The sequence below is a fragment of the Vulcanococcus sp. Clear-D1 genome (assembly GCF_014654725.1).
Lineage (GTDB): Bacteria > Cyanobacteriota > Cyanobacteriia > PCC-6307 > Cyanobiaceae > Vulcanococcus.
In genome coordinates this window covers 86093-106342 of the sequence record NZ_JACVZV010000037.1, presented here as the reverse complement: position 1 = coordinate 106342, position 20250 = coordinate 86093, and the positions used below count along the sequence as shown (strand labels likewise).

The window sequence follows — 20250 nt, the reverse complement described above, 5'->3', positions numbered from 1 at the left end:
TGGGACACTGGCCCCAGCAGAACCGACCGTATGGTCCGCCCCCGCATCGGCCAGGGGGTTGTGGTGGATGTTCCCGCCACGACAGCCAACCTGGGCCCCGGCTTTGATTGTCTGGGGGCCGCCCTGGATCTCAACAACCGCTTTGAGATGCGCTGCATCGAAGGAGATGGTGAGCGCTTTGAACTGGTGATCGAAGGGAGCGAGGGCTCCCACCTGCGCGGCGGCCCCGACAACCTCGTGTATCGGGCGGCCCAGCGGGTGTGGAAGGAAGCGGGGGAACAGCCGATCGCGATCGAAGCCCGGGTGCGCCTGGCGGTACCTCCTGCCCGGGGCCTGGGCAGCAGTGCCACAGCGATTGTGGCGGGCCTGATGGGAGCCAATGCCCTGATCGGCGAACCGCTCAGCCGCGAAAAGCTGCTGGAGCTCGCCATCGACATCGAAGGCCATCCGGACAACGTGGTGCCCTCCCTGCTGGGCGGGCTGTGCATGACCGCCAAGGCGGCCTCGCACCGATGGCGCGTGGTGCGCTGTGAGTGGTCGCCGGAGGTGCTGGCGGTCGTGGCGATCCCATCCATCCGCCTCTCCACCAGTGAGGCGCGCCGAGTGATGCCCAAGGCGATCTCCATTGCCGATGCCGTCACCAACCTGGGCTCGCTCACCCTGTTGCTGCAAGGACTGCGAACGGGCAACGGCGATCTGATCGCCGATGGCATGCACGACCGCATCCATGAGCCCTACCGTTGGGGGCTGATCCAGGGCGGGCGCCAGGTACGCGAGGCGGCGCTGGAGGCCGGCGCCTGGGGCTGCGTGATCAGTGGTGCCGGACCGAGCATCCTGGCGCTGACCAACCGGGATCATGCCGGCGCCATCCGCCGGGCGATGGTTCGGGCCTGGGAAAGCGAGGGGGTGGCCTCAAGGGCCGAGGTGTTGCAGCTTCAGCAGAGCGGCAGCCGCTGGAAGACCCTGGCGGACCGCACCACCAGCAACGCCGCCAGCGGCAGCAATTAATCGCGCAAACTTGAGCCCTTGAACCCCCAGGCTTTAGGGCCCTAAGTAGAAATACTCAGCTGCTAGATTCACGCCCTCTCATGGCCTGATCCTGGGGTGGGAGCAGCCATCAACGTGATGAGGTCTTTATGGACGCCCTAATGCCCTTATTGGCCGCGTCCACAGCATTATCGAGCTCGGCCTTCGGCGATACCGCCGTGGCGGAAGGTCTGCTGGCCGGGCCTGCAAGCTTCCCCTGGCTCAGCCTGATCACGCTTCTGCCCGTAGCGGTCGCGCCGCTGTTGATGCTGCTGCCGGGCGACGGAACAGACCCCAAGCTGCCTCGCACCATTGCCCTGGTCACCCTGCTGGTGGATCTGGGGTTGATGCTGTTCGTGTTCAGCCAGCACTACGACGGCTCCATCGCCGGGCTGCAGCTGGTGGAGCGCTTCGCCTGGGTGCCGGCCATCGGCCTGGAGTGGTCGCTGGCCACTGATGGGCTCTCGGCACCGCTGGTGGTGCTCTCCGGGCTGGTGACGCTGCTCTCCGTGGCCGCCAGCTGGAACATTCAGAAGAAGACTCGCCTCTATTTCGCGCTGCTCCTGGTGCAGGCCTCTGCCCAGGCAATGGTGTTTCTCTCTCAAGACTTCCTGCTCTTCTTTCTGGCCTGGGAACTGGAGCTGGTGCCGGTGTACCTCCTGATCGCCATCTGGGGCGGTCAACAGCGCCAATACGCCGCCACCAAATTCATCCTTTACACGGCAACAGCCTCGCTGCTCATCCTGGTGAGCGGCCTGGCCCTGGCCCTCAACGGCCCCTTCACCCTCAACCTCAGCGAACTGATCGCCCGCTCCCCGGGCGGCACCTTTGGCCTGCTCTGCTACTTGGGCTTCCTGGTGGGCTTCGGCGTGAAGCTGCCGATGTTCCCGCTGCACACCTGGCTGCCGGATGCCCACGGTGAGGCCAATGCGCCGGTGTCGATGCTGCTGGCGGGGGTGCTGCTGAAGATGGGCGGCTATGCCCTGCTGCGCTTCAACGTGCAGATGCTGCCCGAAGCCCACCTGGTGCTCGCCCCAGCGCTCGTGGTGCTGGGGATCGTGAACATCGTCTACGGCGCCCTCAACGCCTTCGCTCAGGACAACGTGAAGCGGCGCATCGCCTGCAGCTCGGTGAGCCACATGGGCTTTGTGCTCCTCGGCATCGGTGCCATCGACAGCCTCGGCATGAGCGGCGCGATGCTCCAGATGATCAGCCATGGCCTGATCGCCGCGGCGATGTTCTTCGTGACCGGTGTGTTCTACGAGCGCACCAAAACCCTCTCGATCCCCAACATGGGCGGCCTGGCCAAGGTGCTGCCGATCACCTTCGCCTTCTTCCTGGCCAGCTCCTTGGCTTCCCTCGCACTGCCGGGCATGAGCGGCTTCGTGAGTGAGATCACGGTGTTCCTCGGCCTCACCAGCAACGCCGACTTCACCGTGGGCTTCCGTGTGATCGCCGTGGTGCTGGCAGCGATCGGGGTGGTGCTCACCCCGGTCTATCTACTGAGCCTCTGCCGGCGTGTGTTCTTCGGTCCGAGGATTCCAGCTCTTGCTGTGCTCGGCGATATGAAGCCCCGCGAGCTGGTGATCGGCCTCACCCTGCTGGTGCCCACCCTGGTGATCGGCTTCTGGCCGCGGGTGGCCATTGATCTGTATGAGGCCTCCACCACCGCCCTCTCCGACAACCTGGCACAGGTGGCTGTTGTGGCCCTTCGGCTTCCCGCCCTCGGCTGAGCAGCGGCTGAAGCCATCGGCAAGCTGGAATGGGCGTCGGTAAACCCGAGCCCAGTTCCGGCCCCATGAGCAGCTCCACCGCAGCCCTCCCTGAGATCCTGCGGGGCGAGGGCCTCCCTGAATTTGAAGCGATCACACCTGAGGCGGTATCCGCCCACATCCCCCAGCTGATCCACGAGCTCGATGGCGACCTCACAGCTCTGGAGCAACAGCTGGGCACTGCCCTGGAGAGCGGCGATCCCCTGAGCTGGAGCGCGGTGATGGATCCGCTGCAGCGGCTGGGCGAGCGCTTGCGCTGGAGCTGGGGCGTTGTGAGCCATCTCAACGGGGTGTGCAACAGCCCGGAGCTGCGCGAAGCCCATGCGGCCCAGCAGGCCGCGGTGGTGCAGTTCGGCAACCGCGCTGGCCAGAGCCAGGTGATCTACAAAGCGCTGGAGCAGCTGCAGCAGCAGAGCGCTGAGCTCGATGGAGCCCAGCAACGGATCCTCGCGGCGGAGTTGCGGGATATGCAGCTGCGCGGTGTGGGCTTAAGCGGCAGCGAGCAGGAGGCCTTCAACAGCGCCAGCCAGGAGCTAGCAGAGCTCTCCACCCGCTTCGGCAATCAGGTGCTCGATGCCACCAATGGCTGGACCCTGAAGCTCAGCGAGCGCGAGCAGGTGGATGGCCTGCCCGCCAGCCTGCTGGATCAGCTGGCGCAAGCCGCCCGCCAAGCCGGAGACAGCGAGGCCACAGCAGAGGCGGGCCCGTGGCTGCTGGGGCTGGATATGCCCCGCTACGCGCCCTTCCTCAAGTACAGCCGCCGCCGCGATCTACGGGAGCAGGTGTATCGCGCCCACGTGAGCCGCGCTTCCGGCCAGGAAGGCAGTGAGCTCAACAACTGGCCCTTGATCGAGCGCATCCTCACGCTGCGGGGCGAACAAGCCCGGCGCCTCGGCTATGCCAACTGGGCCGAGGTGAGCCTGGCCGCCAAAATGGCCGACTCCGAATCCGCCGTGGAAGCGCTGCTTGAGGAGCTGCGGGCAGCGGCTTACCCCGTGGCCCAGCAGGAATTGGAGGCCCTGACCGCCTGCGCCAGCCGCCATGGAGCCGTTGAAGCCGACGACCTTCAGCCCTGGGATGTGAGCTTCTGGGCCGAGAAGCTGCGCCAGGAGAGCTTCGAGCTCGACAGCGAAGCGCTGCGCCCCTATTTCCCCCTGCCCCAGGTGCTGGAGGGCCTGTTTGCCCTGTGCAGCCGACTCTTCGGGATCACGATCGAGGCCGCTGACGGCGAGGCACCGGTGTGGCACGGCGATGTGCGCTACTTCCGCATCCTGGAAGGAGCACAGGCGGGATCCAGCGCCGGCACACCCTTGGCCGCCTTCTACCTGGATCCCTACAGCCGGCCCGGCAGCAAGCGTGGTGGCGCCTGGATGGATGAATGCCTGGTGCGCTCGCGCCGCGCCGATGGCACGGCCGTGCTGCCCGTGGCTTACCTGATCTGCAACCAGAGCCCACCGGTGGGCGCAACGCCAAGCCTGATGACCTTCGAGGAAGTGGAGACCCTCTTCCACGAGTTCGGCCACGGCCTGCAGCACATGCTCACCACGGTGGAGCGTCCCCAGGCGGCGGGCATCAACGGCGTGGAATGGGATGCCGTGGAGCTACCCAGCCAGTTCATGGAGAACTGGTGCTACGACCAAGCCACCTTGATGGGCATGGCCCGCCACTGGCAGAGCGGCGAGGCGCTGCCCGAAGCGGAGTTTCGCAAGCTCCTAGCGGCTCGCACCTTCATGGGTGGTGCCGCCACCCTGCGCCAGGTGCACTTCGCCCTGGTGGATCTCAAGCTCCACAGCCAGTGGCACCCTGGCAGTAGCCAAAGCCCTGAAGAACTGCGCCGCCAGATCGGTGCCAACACCACCGTGCTGGCACCGATCGATGAAGACGCGTTCCTGTGTTCCTTCGGCCACATCTTCGCCGGCGGTTATGCCGCGGGCTACTACTCCTACAAGTGGGCCGAGGTGCTCAGCGCCGATGCTTTCAGCGCCTTTGAAGAGGTGGGGCTGGAGAACGAGGAGCAGATCCGCGAGACGGGTCGCCGCTTCCGCGACACGGTGCTCAGCCTGGGGGGCAGCCTCGATCCCAAACAGGTGTTCGAAGCCTTCCGGGGCCGCCAACCCAGCAGCGAAGCACTGATCCGCCATTCCGGCCTGGTAGCCGTCTGAGCTGAACCGGCGCAGCATGGGTAGAGCTTCAGGGCGGCATGGCTCTGCGTTGGCCCAACAGCGATCCCCTCGCCCTGGCTGATCAGTGGACCTGCCCAGTGCCACTGGTCGGGTTCGAAGCAGCGCTGGAGCGCAGTGTGTTCCGCTCGGGCCTGAGCCGCTCCGACTGGCTCAAGCGATTGGCGAACGATCTGCACAAACCGCAGCTGCTGCCCCTGCTCTGGCTGCTGCCGCGGAGCTGGACGCTCTCGCCGGCGCAACTGCCGCCCAAGCTTCAGGCTCTGGCAGGAGTGCTGGAACGGGGCCTGCTCACCCCGGCGCTGCTGGCGGCCCTGGCCGACGATCTCCCCCATCTGCTGCCGCCACCCAGCCCCGATCAACCCGATGCCCTGAGCCTGTGGAGCAATCGCCACCGGCCGCCGCTTCCCCAAGATCTTGAGGCGCTGCAGCAGGCCGCTTCAGCCGTGCCTGATCCCGCATCCAACGTCAAGACAGCCCCCACCGGAGCAGCCCTCAGTGGCGGGCTGGTGTGGCGCAATGTTGGGCTCGGCTTTGAGCAATCGCCCCCGGAAAGGCAGCTCAACACCCTGGTGGCCCGGGTGCTGAACCGGTTGGCGGCCAATCGCCTCGGCGATGATCCCTGGAGCTTTGAAGGTTGCACCACCAGCAGCCGCTGGCTGGCACAACTGCAAGCCAGCGGCTGGCAGACCCGGGCACAACTGCGCTGCAGCGTGGCCAGCTTCGGCCTCGGGGCCAGCCTGCCCCTGGAGGGAGGGGGCTGGAGCCAGGTGCCGCTGGCTTTACCGATCCGCACCGGCCTACTTGGTGCGAATGGCGAGGAAATGCAATCGCTGCTGCCCCACAGCTGCCTGGAGCTGGAGCTGCGCCGCTCCAACCAACTCCTGCGGTTGCAGTACTACCAGGGCACCGAAGGGCTCTGCGGCTGGGAAGCCCTGAACGATCTGCAGCGTCCCTGGCAAAACGATCGTCACAACGGCACCGTTCACTACCTCGGAGAGCCCTATGAAGGCGAACGGCTCCAGCGGCTGTTTGATCTGTTGGAGCTGATCGCCCTGGTGCACAACCTTGAGGCCAGTGAACGGCAGCTGCTCCAGGGCGGCTATGGATCCCTGGGCTTCTGCATCGACAGCTCAGCGCTGATCCAGCAAGTGATGGAGGGCCGCTGCCAGTTATTCCCGGTGCTGATGGGAGGGATCTGGCGGGAACGCCTCCTGCGCCGGGTGAACCAGCTGGGATCAGCGACAGATCCCTGGCTGGAGCCGTACCGGCAGGCGCTGCACGACCTACCCCACGACGGCAGCCTGCACGGAAGCGCTGCAGCCAGCGCCCAGCAACGGCTGTTGGCCTGCCAGCCGCTCAACAGCCCGTTTGTGTTGGTGCAGCAATTGGCGCATCCAGTGCAGCCAGAATCGCCTTGATCACGCGCTGGCGGAAGGCTTCGGAAAACGGGCCGTGGCTGCCGTTGTGATTCATTCCCTCGATCAGCGAACGCTGGATCTGGCCTGCAGCAAGAGCTTTGTTCCAGTTGGAGAGGGGCAGCAGGGGTGATCGACCCGGGTAGGCGATGCGGCCAAAGGCCGCAACGGGATCCTTGCTGCCCACAATCGTGGTGATCCCTGCGAGCTGATGCAGCTCCTGATTGCCACTGAACACACCGCAGAAGCTGATGATGCTCACCGGTGCCCGAGTAATTCGGCGCAAGTAATCAGCCACACCCATAGCCATCTCGGCTCCGCCGCTGTAGCCGGTGAGCACGATGCGGCTGCCGGCATCCGGGCGGAATCCAGCCTCGGCCAATCGCAAGCTGATTTTCAACGCAAGCTCGTAATTGAGGATCGGGCCGTAGCGCCGATCCGAGGAAATCCCCACCTTGATCACGTTGTTGGCCTGCACCAGCACCGCAGCCAACAGCTGCACCAGGCCATTGGGATGTTGTTCCTGCAGGGCAAACAGCCGCCGCCAGAACCATTCGCTGCCGGCATCTTCAGCCAAGGCCACCGGCATCACGGTGTAAGTTTCCAGGCCACGCACCAGCAGGATTTCAGCGGCCAGCTGCTGCTCCAGCAGTTCCAGAAAGGCGGAGACCCGCGGCGGGTGATCACGCTCCAACTGGTGGATGCCATCGAGATACACCAGATAGCAACGATGCGAGCCTGCTGCCGGTGGCCCGCGATCAAAGAGTGTGCCTGGGGCGGGTAAGCCCTGCAGCCACCCTTCCCAGAAAGCAAATTCGCTCACCAGCGAATAGATCCCGGCTGCCGCGATCAAGACCATCAGCAGCAAACCGATCAGCTGCAGCAACAGCAGCAGATCCGCGGGCGACAGGGCGGAGCGCACAACCAGGGCTAGATGCCCCAGGCCCACCAGGTTGATGCCGAGGCCAATCGCCAGAACGAGCAGCAGCAGTTTGAGGTTGAAGCGCTGGCTCCAAGGATGCAGGCGAGCGGCGGCCTTCATGGTTCAGCCAGCTCCGAGGCGAGCATCGCGTAGCCCCGTTGCCAGCTCTGACGAAACAGCAAGGCCACCAGCAGAAGCGCCAAGAGATAGCCGGGCGTGGTGAGCCCAAGCGCCTGATCCCACGGGAGATCGAAGCGCACGTGCACAAAGGTAACCACATTGAGATGGGTCAACACCCAGATCACCAAGCCAATGGTTTCGCCGATGTAAGGAGCGGCGACGCACACATAGAAACAGGCTGGTAGCAAACAGCTGGCGATTCCGTCCACAAAAGCACTGGGGTGAACCGGGTTGGATCCATAGAGATTGAGCAGCACCATGTCGATGGAGCTGCTCAACAGAAAGGCCGAGGCCAGCACCAGCGCATCAAACACCAGCCGCCAGAGGATCTGCCGAGCACCCAAGCGGTTGGCGAACAGGCCAAACACATGGGAGAGCGACATCGAGATCCCCACCACGAACAGCAGGCCAAGGCCCAGGTCAGCACGGATCAGCCAGCTGCCCAGGCCATTCAGAACACGCTCCAGTTCCAGCAACATCGCGGCGAGCCCTCAGGCGCCCGATCAAACCTGAGGCGAGCTGCGCAGATGAGGACGGTTGACAATCCAGATCACAACAATCGAGAGGACCGCGCAATAGAAGCACCAGACCGAATTAAAGGTGGCGCTGTAGGTGAGCCAGGTGAGGAAGATCGACACGAAGATCAGCACACCGAACAGCTTCACCGCCTGATCAGCAACAGCAATCAATGGCAGAACAATGAAGCCCCAGTAAACGAGCTCACCGACAGGCTCGGTGTTCACAAAGTTGTGAACAATGCTGTGCAAATTGGAAACGTCGTAGAGCAGTCGCCCAGTGCTGTGGACCGCCGGCTGAACGGCAGGAGGATTGAACAGCACCGGCAGGTAGAAGGCGATGCCAAGCACCGTGCTCACGATCGCCACCCAACGCAGCCGGTTTTGCAGGCCGCGGGAATCGGTGCTACGACTGATCGACCAGGCACTCCAAGGGATCCAGACCATCCAGAAGCAATAGGCAAAAAACAGAAATCCCAAACCCGCCAGCGTTGTGAGCGGCTCGGTGCGGCCGTGATCGAGGGCCGTCCACTCCAGGCCTTCAATGAACTGCTGAACACCGAAGAAAAAAGGAACCAGCGCCAAGGGAACGTAATTAGGCTGCCGATTCGTGCGGGCCAGGTGGGTGCTGTAAAGGCCCAGGGGCATCAGCACTGCGGAGGCTGTAAAGCTGGCAGAGGCCGAAAAGCACATGGCTTGCGTGTAGTGATAAGCGCACTGTTAATTCCGAGGCAGCCTCGAGGCAAGTGATCAGCCGGGAGCGGTAAGGATCTGTTGCCGATTAGGGAGCCAGGAGAATGTCAGCCACAGCGCACACGGCCCTTGGGTGAATGATGAGCTGGCGGTGGGTGAACACCGGCAACGGCCGACGAGTGCCCAGCGGCAACACCGCCCGCCAACCGGGGAACACGGTGATGTCGGTGGGGGTGAACAGGCTGTGGCACTCCAGTGACGCAAGCAGAACCTGATCCCGCTGCAAATCGCGCAGCAGTGCACTGCCGATCTTCATATCGGCAATGCCTGCCAACAGGGAGCGCGGCACCAACTGAGCCGCAAGCGTGCCGTTCTGAGGACTACCCAGGCAGACAAAGCGACGGGTGCGCTGACAGCCCCGGTGCTCCTGGAGCCAGGTGCGACCGATCACCCCGCCCATCGAAAATCCAAACAGATCCAACGGAGTGTCGAAGCCGAACCGGGCCTCGATCAAAGAAGCCAGCTGAGCCGCGAGTTCACGGATCGGCACCGCCCCGAACCGATGGGGCAGATGGGGAGCAAACAACTCCAGCGCAGGGCTGCGCCGCAGCAGCTCTTCTTCAAGGCGCCGGAATAAGCGTGGCGTGTCCCACAGCCCATGCAGGAGCACAAGCGGACGGGTCATGTCGGCCAGCGCCGCGAGCGTTGCACCGCCACGATGCCGCAGAAGCCAGGCACTGGGGCCTGACATTTACGCAATTCCAGCCAGATCGGCACGTCGCCGTAGATCTCCTCCAGCAGGCTGAAGATCTGATCACTCCAATGTTCCAAGGTGAGGCAACGGATCATGCGGGCCTGACGTTGCAGGTCCTGGATCGCCAGGCTGTAGTCGAGGCTGTGCTCGAGCGCATCCGCGGCGGCGGCGACACTGAGGTTGCAGCCCAAGCTGAAATCCAGCTCAAACCACTGGCCTGTTACCCGCTCGCGCTCGAGCACCCCCACATGGGCCCAGAGGCGCAGGCCCCGCACCAGCACACGATCCGCCGGAGCGCTCACAGCGGCAGATCGCGGTGGGTGAAACTGCGCACGCCACTGGCGTAATCGGCGGCGATATGGCCATCGCCGCGCATCAAGTAGCGATAAGTGACCAAACCCTCCAACCCCACAGGGCCGCGGGGAGGCAGGGTTTGGGTCGAGATGCCCACCTCAGCGCCGAAGCCGTAGCGAAAGCCATCGGCAAAACGGGTGGAGCAGTTCACATACACACCGGCGCTATCCACACTGCGGAGAAATACCTCCGCCGTGGAGGCGTTGGTGGTGCAGATGGCATCGGTATGGCGGGAGCCATAGCGGCTGATGTGATCCAGAGCCTGCTCGAGCGAATCCACCACCCGCACGGCGAGCACCAGATCGGAGTATTCGCTGCGCCAGTCGTCGTCGCTGGCGGCTTCACTCACACCAAGCGCCTGGGCAGCGGCATCGCCGCGCAGGGCCACACCGGCTGCGGCCATGGCCGGCAGTGCAGCAGCCAGAAAGGCTGGCGCAGCCTCGCGATGCACCAACAGCGTTTCGATGGCATTGCAAGCAGCGGGGTATTGGGTTTTGGCATCGATGGCTATGCGCAGGGCCTGCTCGATGTCCACCTCCCGATCGACATACAGGTGGCAGATCCCATCGGCATGGCCCAGCACCGGAATGCGGGTGTTGTCTTGGATGAACCGCACCAGCTCGTTGGATCCGCGAGGAATGATCAGATCCACCAGACCATCGAGCTTGAGCAGCCCAAGGCTCTCTTGGCGGGAGGTGAGCAGCTCAAGCGCCGCGGGATCCACGGCACTGGTGGCGAGCCCGGCGCGCAAGGCTTCCAGGATGGCCGCGCAGCTGTGGCTGGCTTCCCGGCCACCCTTCAGCATCGCGCCGTTGCCCGAGCGAATCGCCAGCGAGGCGATCTGCATCACCGCATCGGGGCGGGCTTCGAAAATCACCCCAAGCACACCGAGCGGAACACTGACGCGCTCGAGCATCAAGCCTTGATCCAGCTCGCGGTGCAACTGACGCACCCCCAGGGGATCAGGCAGCTGAGCCACCTGGCGCACACCCTCGATTCCACCGGCCAATTTGCCCGCATCCAGCTTCAGGCGAGCCACCAGTGCCGGTGCCAGACCATCAGCGGCGGCCGCTTCAAGATCCGCCTGATTGGCAGCAAGGATCTGATCCGCAGCAGTCTCGAGTGCCGCAGCCATGGCCTCTACGGCCTGCCGGCGCATGGGATCACTGAGGCGACCGAGCCCCATGGCCGCTCGACGCACAGCGGCGGCCCGTTGCAGCAGATCGGGGGTGGGATCGGGAACGCTCACAGGCGCGGCGGGCACTGGGCGCATCATCCCAGCTAGGCGTTGAGCAGCCGATCAAGAGCGAGGCGGGCAGCACCGAGACGGCCGGCCCCATTGCCCAGGGCGCAGCGACGCAGCTCCAAGCCCTGGCGGCTCTCACGCTGCACCCGCTGCTCCACTTCCGCCAGTGCTGCAGGCAGAAAATGCTCACTCGCGGCACTGAGGCCACCGCCGATCAACACCAACTCGGGGGTGAGCACATAGATCAGCGAGCTCAGCCCAACCCCCAGATGCCGGCCGTAACGCCGCCAGATCGCCAGGGCTTCTGCATCGCCGTTGCCGGCAAGACGGCAGAGCTCCTGAGGGGTCAGGGGAGATTCGCGAGCCAGCGCGCCGATGCTGCAGAACTGCTCCAGGGATCCACGGTTGCCGCTGTTGCAGGCAGGCCCCTCAGGATCGATGCAGATCAGACCAGGCTCAGCCGCCGCACCGCCGTGCCCCGTGAACAAGCTGCCGCCCAGCAACACCCCACCGCCCACGCCCGTGCCGAGGGTGAGCAGCAGCACATCGCGGTAGCCCCTGGCTGCGCCCTGCCAGGCCTCCCCCACCACGGCGCAATTGCCGTCATTGGCGAGGGTGACGCGCCGCTGCAGCTGCGGCTCCAGCCACTCGGCCAGGGGAATCTGCTCCCAACCCGTCAGGTTGATGCAAATCCGCGCCACCCGGCCCGCCCCATCCATCGGGCCCGGTAGGCCAACCCCCACACAGGTCGCGAGGCCATCGGGATCGAGCTGCTGCACGGCCTCCACAAGGGCGATCACCACCGCGCCGGGCATCGGCGGCTGGGGCGTGGGCACCTCCAGCTCAGCCAGCAGCTGCCCCTCCACCGTGAAGCGGCCCAGCTTGATCGCCGTGCCGCCCAGATCCACACCGATCAACTGGGCCATGGCAGCAACCTAAAAGCGGAAGAGCAACTGCAACTGGCTTTGCCAACGGCCCTGGGTATCAATCGAGGTCTGTACGCCCACCCGATCACTGGCTTGATAGCGGAGCGTGACCTGAGGAGGGATATCGCTGCGGTTGGGCGCTGCCAACACCGAGAAATTGAAGCGCTCGGTGACATCCAGACCGATCTCCGAGCCCAACACCAGCTGCGAAGGCAAGCGGCGGGAGCGGTTCTCGGAAGCCACCACCTCCTCCGGCGCGAAGTAGGTGGGATAGAGCGCAAAGGTGAGCCTTTGGCCGAAGGCATCGCTGAGGCCGCCCACCACAGGCGAGAGCAGCGATTGGCCCAGCACCGTGGCCAGGGCCGCACCGGCATTGCCCCCGGCCAGACCCACCAGAGAGTTGCCACCGATCAACGCCACCAACCGCTCCTGCGGCAGCGGCGGTGAACTGGTGAGGCGAATGTTGTCAGCGAGGCGATCAGCCGGACCGGAGGCCTCCACCCGCACCTTCACCAGGCGCAGCTGATCGATGGAATTGGCCGGCGCATTCACGTTCCAGTCGTAGAGATTGGAGCGATTGGTTTCGTTGGCCACGAGCGTGTCGGAAACCCGGGTGCGCAGGGCGATGTCGACGTAGGGAATCAGGCCAAGACTCGGGGTAAACACCGCCACGTTGGGGGCGTCGGGATCGAGGCTGAAGTTGGTGGTGAACAAGCTGAGGCGGCCGTTGAGCAGCCGCACCACACCGCTCACCTGCAGCGATGGATCGAGAGCACCGCGCAGGGTGAGCACCCCACCGGTGTTGAAGTTGAGCACGTTGGGTACGCCCACCTTCAGATCAGGCCCCAGCCGCAGGCGCAGGGCGTTGAAGCGGAGGAAGGGCAGATCCGGCACCGCCGCACGAAGGTCCTGGCTGGCAGAACTTTCCAGCTGCTGGCCCATCACCAGCAGCGGTTGCTTGAAGTCCCACTTGGCTTCCACCAGCTCCCGCACCGTCACGGGTCGGGTGGGCTCGTCTTCGGTGGAGAGCTGGCCGGGTTGCACATTCAGGCTGCCGCGGCTCAGTTGCAGCTCACCCGATAGCTCCGGCGAGCGCAAGGAGCCCCCCACCTGCACCTCGCCGCTGGCGATGGCCTGCATGCGCGGCACCTTGAACGGGGCCTGCTGCACCTGCAGCGCCAGCCGGCGCTTGGGTTGAGCCAACGGCTCGATCAACCCGAGCTGGCCGCTGCCACTGATCTGCCCCTGATCGCCGATGCGGGCGGTGAGCTGTTGCAGCTCCAGCTCACTGAAATCAAACAGAACCGTGGCCTCCAGCTCGCGCATGGTCTGCCCGGCCACCTGCAACACGCCGTCGCGGAAGCGCAGGAAGCCATTGGCTACCGGGGTTTGCAGGGAGCCCCGCACGAGCAGCTGCAGGTCGACACTGCCCTGCTGCCACTGGACCCCGGGCCCCCCAAGCACCGAGAGGAACTGCAACCCATCGCCGCGGCTGGCCACCCGCAACTCCAACGCGTCGCTGGTGGGCTGCAGCGGCAGCGTGCCCTTCACATCAACGCTGTTGGCGGCTCCGTCGCTACGCAGCGACCAATCGATGTTGATGTTGCCGTTGTCCAGGGCCAGATCACCCCGCTCCAGCCGCAGCGGTGCACCTGCCAAGGAGGCATCCTGCAGGGCGAGGGCGAGTTGAAGCTCGGGGCGGCGGCGGCCATCCCCGAGGGCAAAGCGGCCGCTTGCGGCCAGACCACCACTGAGGCCGTCGGGAACGGTGGTGAAGAGGGCCAGGAGCGCCAGCGGCAGATGCTCCACCGAAAAGGTGGTGGCACCGCCGAGGGGCCCCCGCAGAGTGAGTTGCACCGGAGCCGCCGTGAGGGCCTGGTCGCGATCGGTGCCCCGCAACCACAGGTGGCCACTGGCCTCAAGATCCAGCGAGAGCCGCTCGATCGATGGCCCCGTGAGGGTGAGGTCGGCATCCACAAGGCCCTGCAGCTGGCGTGGATCGAGGCGTTCAGAGGCGCGGCGCTGGCGGGCCAACGCCGCGGCGACCTGGAGCTGAGCCTGCTCCAGAGCCTGCAGCTGATCGTTGAGGCTCAACCCAAGGGTGTCGATCACCAAGCCCTGGAGATCAGCAGAGGAGCCCGCCAGGCGAGGCGGCCCACTGCGCCAGAGCTGGGCTGATCTCCAGAACTCCTGCAGGGTTTGGGAGCCGAAGCGGCGCGCTTCAAAACGAGCCCAGAGCGGACCACCCTGCTCGCCCCGCAGGCGCATGGCCACGCTGTCGTCCTGTTCGCCCTGCCAGTTCCCCTCGGCGCTGTAGCGGCCCTGGCGGTAGGTGCCGCTGGCGGTGAGGCGGCGGCCGTAAAGACCCAACACGTGAGGGCGATCCAGGCGGATCTCGCCCCTGATCCAAAGCGGTTGGAGATCCAGCTGTCCCGTACCGCTCAAGGCACCGCCCAACGGCTGGAAGCGACCGCTGGGCCCCAGGGCAAATTCCAGGCCCGCCAGGGGGAACGCGTCAGCGCTCCAGCGGTAGCGGCGTGGATCACCGGCAAAGCGCAGCGAACCGCCCTCACGCTGCAGGCTCACGGCCTGGGGCAACCAGCGGCGATCCAGCTGGGCCTGCAACTGGCCAGGCTGAGCCGGCGCCAGCGCCTCAAGCGCCAGGTTGCCCCCGCCAAGGCGTGAGCCCTGGAGCACACCTCGCCAGCTCTCCAGCAACTGCAGCGGCCCAACACCTGGATCGCGCACGAGCAGCTGCAGATTGGGGTGCAGCTGCGCCAAAGGACCCTCCACTGTTCCCCAGGCATCCAGCTGCCCGCGTAAACGGGTGCCCAACAGTGCACTCAGCCGCTCCAGGGGATAGCTGCGCAGATCGAGCTGAAGCTGCAGGGCACCGACGCTCCAACCCGAGCGCGAGGCGGAGCGCAGAGGCAGCCTCCCTGATGCCTCCAAAACAGGGGATTGGAAGTGCTGCAGTTCCACCAACTGCGGCTGCAAGCGCAGTTGGGCGAGCCAATCGCCCAGCAGCGGATTGGCCTGCTGGCGCAGATCCAGCAGCAACTGCGGGCGAGTCCAACCGCCCTGCTGTTGCAACAGAGCGCTCAGACGCGGCGCATCTCCCAGCAGGGGAGCCAGAACGGGCTTGAGCTCACGGCCCAGCTGCAGCGCCCCGCTGCGCAGCTCAAGCAGCGGCCAGAGTGCCCCACTGGCCTGGAGGCTGGCATCGCCGTAGCGCAGCTGCAACCGCGGCACCGTGAGCCGGAATGTGGGCTGACTGCGAATCGCGATCAATGACTCCAACCGCAGGGGCTGGGCTGGCCGCTGAGCAAGACGTAGCCCCTGCACCGCGGCGGACAGTTGCAGGTTGGGCTGTTGCCACGGCCCCCGCAACAGTGCCTGCAGCTGATGCCCTGCACGGGGCTCTCGGGCCTGCAGCTGCAGCTGCAGCGTTCCGTTGGGCAACGCCAGCTGACCCTGCAGCCGTCCGCGCCAATCACCCCAGGTCAGGGCCGAGGGTGCCAGCCGCAAACCACGCTCGGAACATTGCAGCGGCAGTGCCTGCGCCGTCAGCGGATCAGGAAGGCCCTGGGGGCGCCAGTGCACAGCCGTGGCCTTCAGGCCACCGGAGCAGCTGCCAACTCCGGAGCGGCGCTGCAGCAGCAGCTGCCCCTCCACCAAGCCATCGAGGCGTCCCACCAGCTGGCCATGCAGACCCACCGGCAGCAGAGGCACCAGGGGCTTGAGCGGAAGCCGCTGCGGCTGAAGTTGCAGGCGCCAAGAACGCTGCTGCCAATTGGCCTGCAACTGGAACGGCAACTGCCCGCCAGCCTGCGGGCTGAGCGTGCCACGCAGATCAACCTCACGGCGCCACAGCGGCAGATCGGCTTCACCCCGCAGCGTGAACGGAATGGATCCCGCCAGGCTGTGAAACACGCCCCGCCCGGGCTGGGGCACCTGAATCCGCAAGGCCACCCTCGGTGGTTCCCGTCCGGGCTTCTGGGTGGGCAACTCCCAGAAGGCACCGCGGGCATTGCGGCGCAGCTCCACGGTGGGCCTCAGCACCCGGATCTGCAGCACCAAGGCGCGTTGCAGCAGGCTGCCGAGGGGATCCAGCGCCAGTTCCACCGCCGGCGCATCCACGCTGGAGGGGTTGTTGGGCGCTGGCAGAAAACGGCTACGGCCCGCCGCCAAGCCCAGGGGGCGCAGGCCCGCGTAAGGCCCCAGCTGCAGCGGCTGCCCGAGAGCGCCACTCACAATCCGCTCCAGCCAGGGGCGCTGGGCGTTGTAAAGGCGTTCAGCCAGACGGTCGGCGCCGATCCAACCAGCAGTGGCCAGGCCGATCAATCCGCAGCCAGCAAGCACTAACACCGGCCGCGATGCGGCCAGCGATGGAACGCCAACAGGGCGGCCTGATCGGCGAAGGGATCGGTGGATCCGGCGGCCCGTGGGTCTCAGCGGCTGAGCAGGCCGCAATATAAAGGTGATCTTTCGACCCGCCGAGCCCCCATGCGCGCTGATCCCCTGCTGCTCACCGCCGGCGAGTGGCTGGGTGTTGCATCGGCTGCGCTGCTGCTGCTCACCCTGGTGGCTTTCGTGGTGCGCTGGGGCATCCGCTTCCGCCTGGTAGGGGTCACCAGCTTCACGGTGCTGCTGTCGCTGTCGTGTCTGGCCTTTGCCGTGAGCTACGCACCGCGCCAGCTGGTGGAGGGTGCGGTGAGCGTGCCGGTGGTGTTCGACAACGGCACCGATCTGGTGATCGCTGCAGCACCGGCAGACCTCGACCCTGCAGCCTTTGGGCCTTCGGTGCAGCAGGTTGCCCTCAATCTGCGGGGCAGCGGCCGCGGCACCCAGCTGGTGGAAGTGCGTCTGCGCCGGGTTGAGGCCACTGCACCAGGCACAGACACTCCCGTGGTGCTCGCCACAGCCATTCGCAACCTGGCCGATGGCAGCGTCAGCCTCCAGGGCTGAACAGGGAGCCGTGGGCCGTTGAGCCATCCTCTAGGCCCACTGCCGAACCACTTCCGCAAGGAAGAGCAGGTGCTGCAGCAACACGGTGTAGCCAGCTGGGAAGAGCTGGCCGCCCTCAGCGATGCCCAGCTGCGGGTGCTCTCCAGCCAGGGCGGTGCCCTGGAGCGCCAGCTGCGCAAGCTGCGCGGCCAGGCTCAGCTGGTGGTGGAGCTGCAACTGCAACCCCATGAAGCCGCGCTGTTGCTCTATGCCGGTATCGCCTCCAGCCGGGGTTTGGCGCAGGCCTCGCCGCAGCAGCTGCTCACGCAACTGGGGCGGTTGGAGCGTTCGCTCACCGGCATGGCCCCGGCCAGGATTGATGCCAGCACGGTTCGGCTCTGGATCCAACGGGCCCAGCAGGCTTCCGGTCGCTCGGGGAAGTGACCCCAACAGCCCGGCAGGGGGCGACAGCATCCTTGAAATGGAGTTGGAACCTTCTGCGCCGACGGCTGCACTGCCATGACCCCAATCCGCCTGAGCGGCCCAGGGCTGGCGATCGCCCTCGCCCTGGCCTCACCGCTCCTGATCGCGGCCCCTGCCCTTGCCAATTCACCGCTGCTCGAATCGGTGAAAAACAATCCCCAGCGGGCCAAGGCCCTCTGCAGCGAACTCAAAGCGCTCAACGCCCAGGGGCTTTCCTACACATCCCCTCAAGCTGTGGCTCAGATCGCCTCACGGCAGGGATTAAGCAACACAGACGCTGAAATTCTCTCGACCTACGTGGTGGGCCTCTACTGCCCCGACGTGCGTTGAGGTCGTGCGCACCAGCGGGGTGAGCGACCACTGGATCCAGACGGCCGACGGTTTGAACCTCTGCTGCCGGGTGTGGACGCCCCCAGGCCCAGGCCCCTGGCCCGTGCTGCTGATGCGGCAGCCCTATGGGCGAGCCATCGCCTCTACGGTGACCTACGCCCATCCGCAGTGGTACGCCGGGCATGGCTTTGCCGTGGTGGTGCAGGACGTGCGCGGACGCGGTGACTCCGATGGCGAGTTCCGCGGATTCCGCCAGGAGGCCGCCGATGGCAGCAGAACCCTCGCCTGGCTCCGGGCCCAGAGCTGGTGCAATGGGCGGGTTGGGAGTTATGGCTTCTCCTACCAAGGGCTCACCCAGCTGCTGCTGACCGATGAGCAGCACCTGCCGGATGCCCTGGCGCCGGCCATGGCCGGCCTGGATGAGCGGCGGCACTGGGCCAGTGAAGGGGACTGCCACTGGTGGGCCCTCGGCCTGGGCTGGGGGCTGCAGCTGGCGGCCCAGGCCTGCCAACGCCGGGGCGATCAGCAGGGCTGGCGGGAGATTCGCCGCAGCCTGGAGTGCGGCGACTTCGTGCGGGATGGCCAGGCGCTGCTGGAGCGGCTGGATCCCGAAGGCATGGCGGCGGCTTGGCTGCAGCTCGATCCGGCCGAACCGGGGGGTTGGAGGCGGCATGAGCCGCCGCCGGCGATCTGGCGCAAGCCGATGCTGCTGATCGGCGGCTGGCACGATCCCCATCTTCTCGGTGTGCTGGAGCTGTGGCAGCGGGCCCGCGCCGCCGGCGCTGAGCCTTGGCTGCGGCTGGGGGCCTGGAGCCATCTCCAATGGAAGGGGGGCCTCGATCAGCTGCAGCTGGCGTTTTTCCGCCGCCACCTGATCGAAACGCGCGAAGCCAAGACGGCGAGCCCCGGGCCCCTGCAACTGCCGCTGCCGCTGCCGCTGCCGCAAAACCCTGAGATCACCACGGCGTTACAGGACCTTGGCCATGAGGATTGGCAGCCGCTTGAACCCTCGGATTGCAGCGATCAGCGCTGGGTGCTGAGCAGCGGGGGCCTGGCAGCGGTAGACGCAACGGAGGGACAACTGATCCCATCCGATGCCAGCGCGGTCAGCCGCGCGGGCGGCCGCATCACGGTCGTGCATGATCCCTGGCGCCCGCTGCCCGGGCGTGGTGGGCATCTGGGCCTCGATGCCGGCGCAGTGCTGCGCACCGACCTGGATCAACGCACCGATGTGGCCTGTTTCAACAGCGCGGTGTTGGATCAGCCCCTGATGCTGCTGGGCCGCCCCGTGCTGGAGCTGGAGGCGATGGCTGATCAGCCGGGCTTCGACCTCTGCGCCGCCTTGTCGGTGGTGCAACGCGATGGCCAGGTTCGCCAGTGCAGCACCGGCGTGGCCCGCTGGCTGGGTGAAAACTGCCAGACGATGGCCCGCCGCATGGTGGAGCTGCAGCCCCTGCTGCTCACATTGCAGCCGGGTGAACGCTTGCGCCTCTCGCTGGGCCTGGCGGCCTGGCCTCAGATCGCGGTCAATCCCGGCGATGGCACCCAGCCCCGTGGTGCCGCCGGGCCGCAGCATCGGGTGATCAGCGTCGAGCTTGAGCTACGCACGGCCAGCCTCAGCATCCAGCCGATGGTTGGGGCAAACTGAGGCCCACTGTTGCTTCCTGAGATGCTGCGCCCGCTGCGCTCCGCCCTGCCGGCTCTGCTGGCCGCCAGCTTGATCGGTGCCGCTGCCACCGCGCCTCTGCTCCCGGCCCAGGCGGGCGCTGCGGGCAAACCTGCAGCATCGAACAGTGGCACCGCACTCTCTGTGGAACAGGCCCGTGCTGCAGCGGTGCGCATCCTGAATGCGGTGAAAGATGGCGACGCGAAGGCGCGCTTTGCCCAGTTTTCACCGCAGCTTCAGGCGGTCACCAGCCCGTCGATGATCGCGGCCACGATGCGCACCCAACCCAAGGTGCTCAGCTACGAGCTGCTCAGCGTGCGCAGCGGCATGAGCGGCAGCACCGTGGAAGCCGAGCTCACCACCAAGGCCGGCAAACGCGTGGTGTTCATGGTGCTGAACAACAGCGGCAAGATCGATCGCTACTACATCGATCGCGCCGACGATGCCAGCAGCCAGGTAGCGCTCCAATTCGTGCAGGCCGTCAGCACAGGCAATTTCATCACCGCCCAGAGCTTCCTCAGCCCTGGTGTGCAGGAAGACCTCACTCCAGCTGTGCTGCAGAGCAAGTGGCTGGAGCTGCAGCGTGAAACCGGCACCTTCGTGAAAGTGGGCCGCGCCGTGGAGGCAGAAACCACCCCCGACACCCGCCTGGTGCTGGTGAATGTGCAGTTCAACCGCCTCGCCGACAACCTCTACGTGATCCTCAACAGCGAGAACCAGATCACCGGTGTGGACTTCCCTGAAAACCCCGCCGGACCGAGCTGATCGGGGAAGGGAAAACGGCCTTAAGCTCCCAGCCACGCTCTTGCACTCACGCCTGTGCTGGCTCAGCTCGACT

Annotated in this window: 17 protein-coding genes; 9 read left to right on the top strand and 8 right to left on the bottom strand. The window is 65.9% G+C overall.

The window, feature by feature from the left end; all coding sequences use genetic code 11:
* The first annotated feature begins 30 nt into the window (after positions 1-30).
* From thrB to H9532_RS14460, 4 genes are all read left to right on the top strand, one after another.
* Complete coding sequence (gene thrB / locus H9532_RS14475; RefSeq protein WP_296369791.1) at positions 31-1008, top strand: homoserine kinase; 978 nt, start codon at positions 31-33, stop codon at positions 1006-1008.
* A 128-nt stretch (positions 1009-1136) separates the two neighbouring features.
* Positions 1137-2759 carry an NAD(P)H-quinone oxidoreductase subunit 4 gene (locus H9532_RS14470; protein WP_296369789.1) on the top strand — a complete coding sequence of 541 codons (1623 nt, stop codon included), beginning with the start codon at positions 1137-1139 and terminating at the stop codon, positions 2757-2759.
* Positions 2760-2824: 65 nt separating this feature from the next.
* Positions 2825-4960: a M3 family metallopeptidase gene (locus H9532_RS14465; RefSeq protein ID WP_296369786.1), complete on the top strand. Its 2136-nt coding sequence runs from the start codon at positions 2825-2827 to the stop codon at positions 4958-4960.
* Positions 4961-4998: 38 nt separating this feature from the next.
* Entirely contained in the window at positions 4999-6399 is a 1401-nt protein-coding gene (locus H9532_RS14460; RefSeq protein WP_296369784.1) for an arginine repressor, read from the top strand.
* On the opposite strand, the gene H9532_RS14455 is transcribed toward H9532_RS14460, so the two are convergent.
* The 8 genes from H9532_RS14455 to H9532_RS14420 all read right to left on the bottom strand — a co-directional run bounded on the left by H9532_RS14455 (position 6338) and on the right by H9532_RS14420 (position 16354).
* The gene (locus tag H9532_RS14455) at positions 6338-7438 is read right to left on the bottom strand and encodes an alpha/beta hydrolase (protein ID WP_296369782.1); all 1101 of its coding nucleotides are present in this window, start codon (positions 7436-7438) and stop codon (positions 6338-6340) included. The genes H9532_RS14460 and H9532_RS14455 overlap by 62 nt on opposite strands.
* Positions 7435-7977 carry a hypothetical protein gene (locus tag H9532_RS14450; protein ID WP_296369780.1) on the bottom strand — a complete coding sequence of 181 codons (543 nt, stop codon included), beginning with the start codon at positions 7975-7977 and terminating at the stop codon, positions 7435-7437. Before H9532_RS14450 ends, H9532_RS14455 begins: the two co-directional genes overlap by 4 nt.
* 24 nt (positions 7978-8001) lie before the next feature.
* The gene (locus H9532_RS14445) at positions 8002-8706 is read right to left on the bottom strand and encodes a DUF6629 family protein (RefSeq protein ID WP_296369778.1); all 705 of its coding nucleotides are present in this window, start codon (positions 8704-8706) and stop codon (positions 8002-8004) included.
* Between the two features lie 88 nt (positions 8707-8794).
* Positions 8795-9391, bottom strand: coding sequence for an alpha/beta fold hydrolase (locus H9532_RS14440; RefSeq protein ID WP_296369776.1), 597 nt, complete (start codon positions 9389-9391; stop codon positions 8795-8797).
* A complete protein-coding gene (locus H9532_RS14435) occupies positions 9388-9762 on the bottom strand; it encodes a dihydroneopterin aldolase (protein ID WP_296369774.1) in 375 nt (124 codons plus the stop codon). The genes H9532_RS14440 and H9532_RS14435 overlap by 4 nt, the downstream gene beginning before the upstream one ends.
* The gene (locus H9532_RS14430; protein ID WP_296369772.1) at positions 9759-11090 is read right to left on the bottom strand and encodes a glutamate-5-semialdehyde dehydrogenase; all 1332 of its coding nucleotides are present in this window, start codon (positions 11088-11090) and stop codon (positions 9759-9761) included. Before H9532_RS14430 ends, H9532_RS14435 begins: the two co-directional genes overlap by 4 nt.
* A 5-nt stretch (positions 11091-11095) precedes the next feature.
* Complete coding sequence (locus tag H9532_RS14425) at positions 11096-11986, bottom strand: ROK family protein (RefSeq protein ID WP_296369770.1); 891 nt, start codon at positions 11984-11986, stop codon at positions 11096-11098.
* Positions 11987-11995: 9 nt separating this feature from the next.
* Positions 11996-16354: a translocation/assembly module TamB domain-containing protein gene (locus tag H9532_RS14420; RefSeq protein WP_296369768.1), complete on the bottom strand. Its 4359-nt coding sequence runs from the start codon at positions 16352-16354 to the stop codon at positions 11996-11998.
* A 138-nt stretch (positions 16355-16492) separates the two neighbouring features.
* Here H9532_RS14420 and H9532_RS14415 point away from each other — a divergent pair, with 138 nt between their 5' ends.
* The 5 genes from H9532_RS14415 to H9532_RS14395 all read left to right on the top strand — a co-directional run bounded on the left by H9532_RS14415 (position 16493) and on the right by H9532_RS14395 (position 20177).
* A complete protein-coding gene (locus H9532_RS14415; protein ID WP_296369766.1) occupies positions 16493-16954 on the top strand; it encodes a DUF2518 family protein in 462 nt (153 codons plus the stop codon).
* Between the two features lie 18 nt (positions 16955-16972).
* A complete protein-coding gene (locus tag H9532_RS14410; RefSeq protein ID WP_296369764.1) occupies positions 16973-17377 on the top strand; it encodes a DUF4332 domain-containing protein in 405 nt (134 codons plus the stop codon).
* Between the two features lie 75 nt (positions 17378-17452).
* Entirely contained in the window at positions 17453-17746 is a 294-nt protein-coding gene (locus H9532_RS14405; protein WP_296369762.1) for a hypothetical protein, read from the top strand.
* A gap of 4 nt (positions 17747-17750) precedes the next feature.
* On the top strand, positions 17751-19394 hold the full coding sequence (locus H9532_RS14400; protein ID WP_296369760.1) for a CocE/NonD family hydrolase: 1644 nt from the start codon (positions 17751-17753) through the stop codon (positions 19392-19394).
* Between the two features lie 21 nt (positions 19395-19415).
* Positions 19416-20177 (top strand): DUF3887 domain-containing protein, encoded by a 762-nt coding sequence (locus tag H9532_RS14395; protein WP_296369758.1) that lies wholly within the window; start codon positions 19416-19418, stop codon positions 20175-20177.
* The last annotated feature ends 73 nt before the right edge of the window (positions 20178-20250 follow it).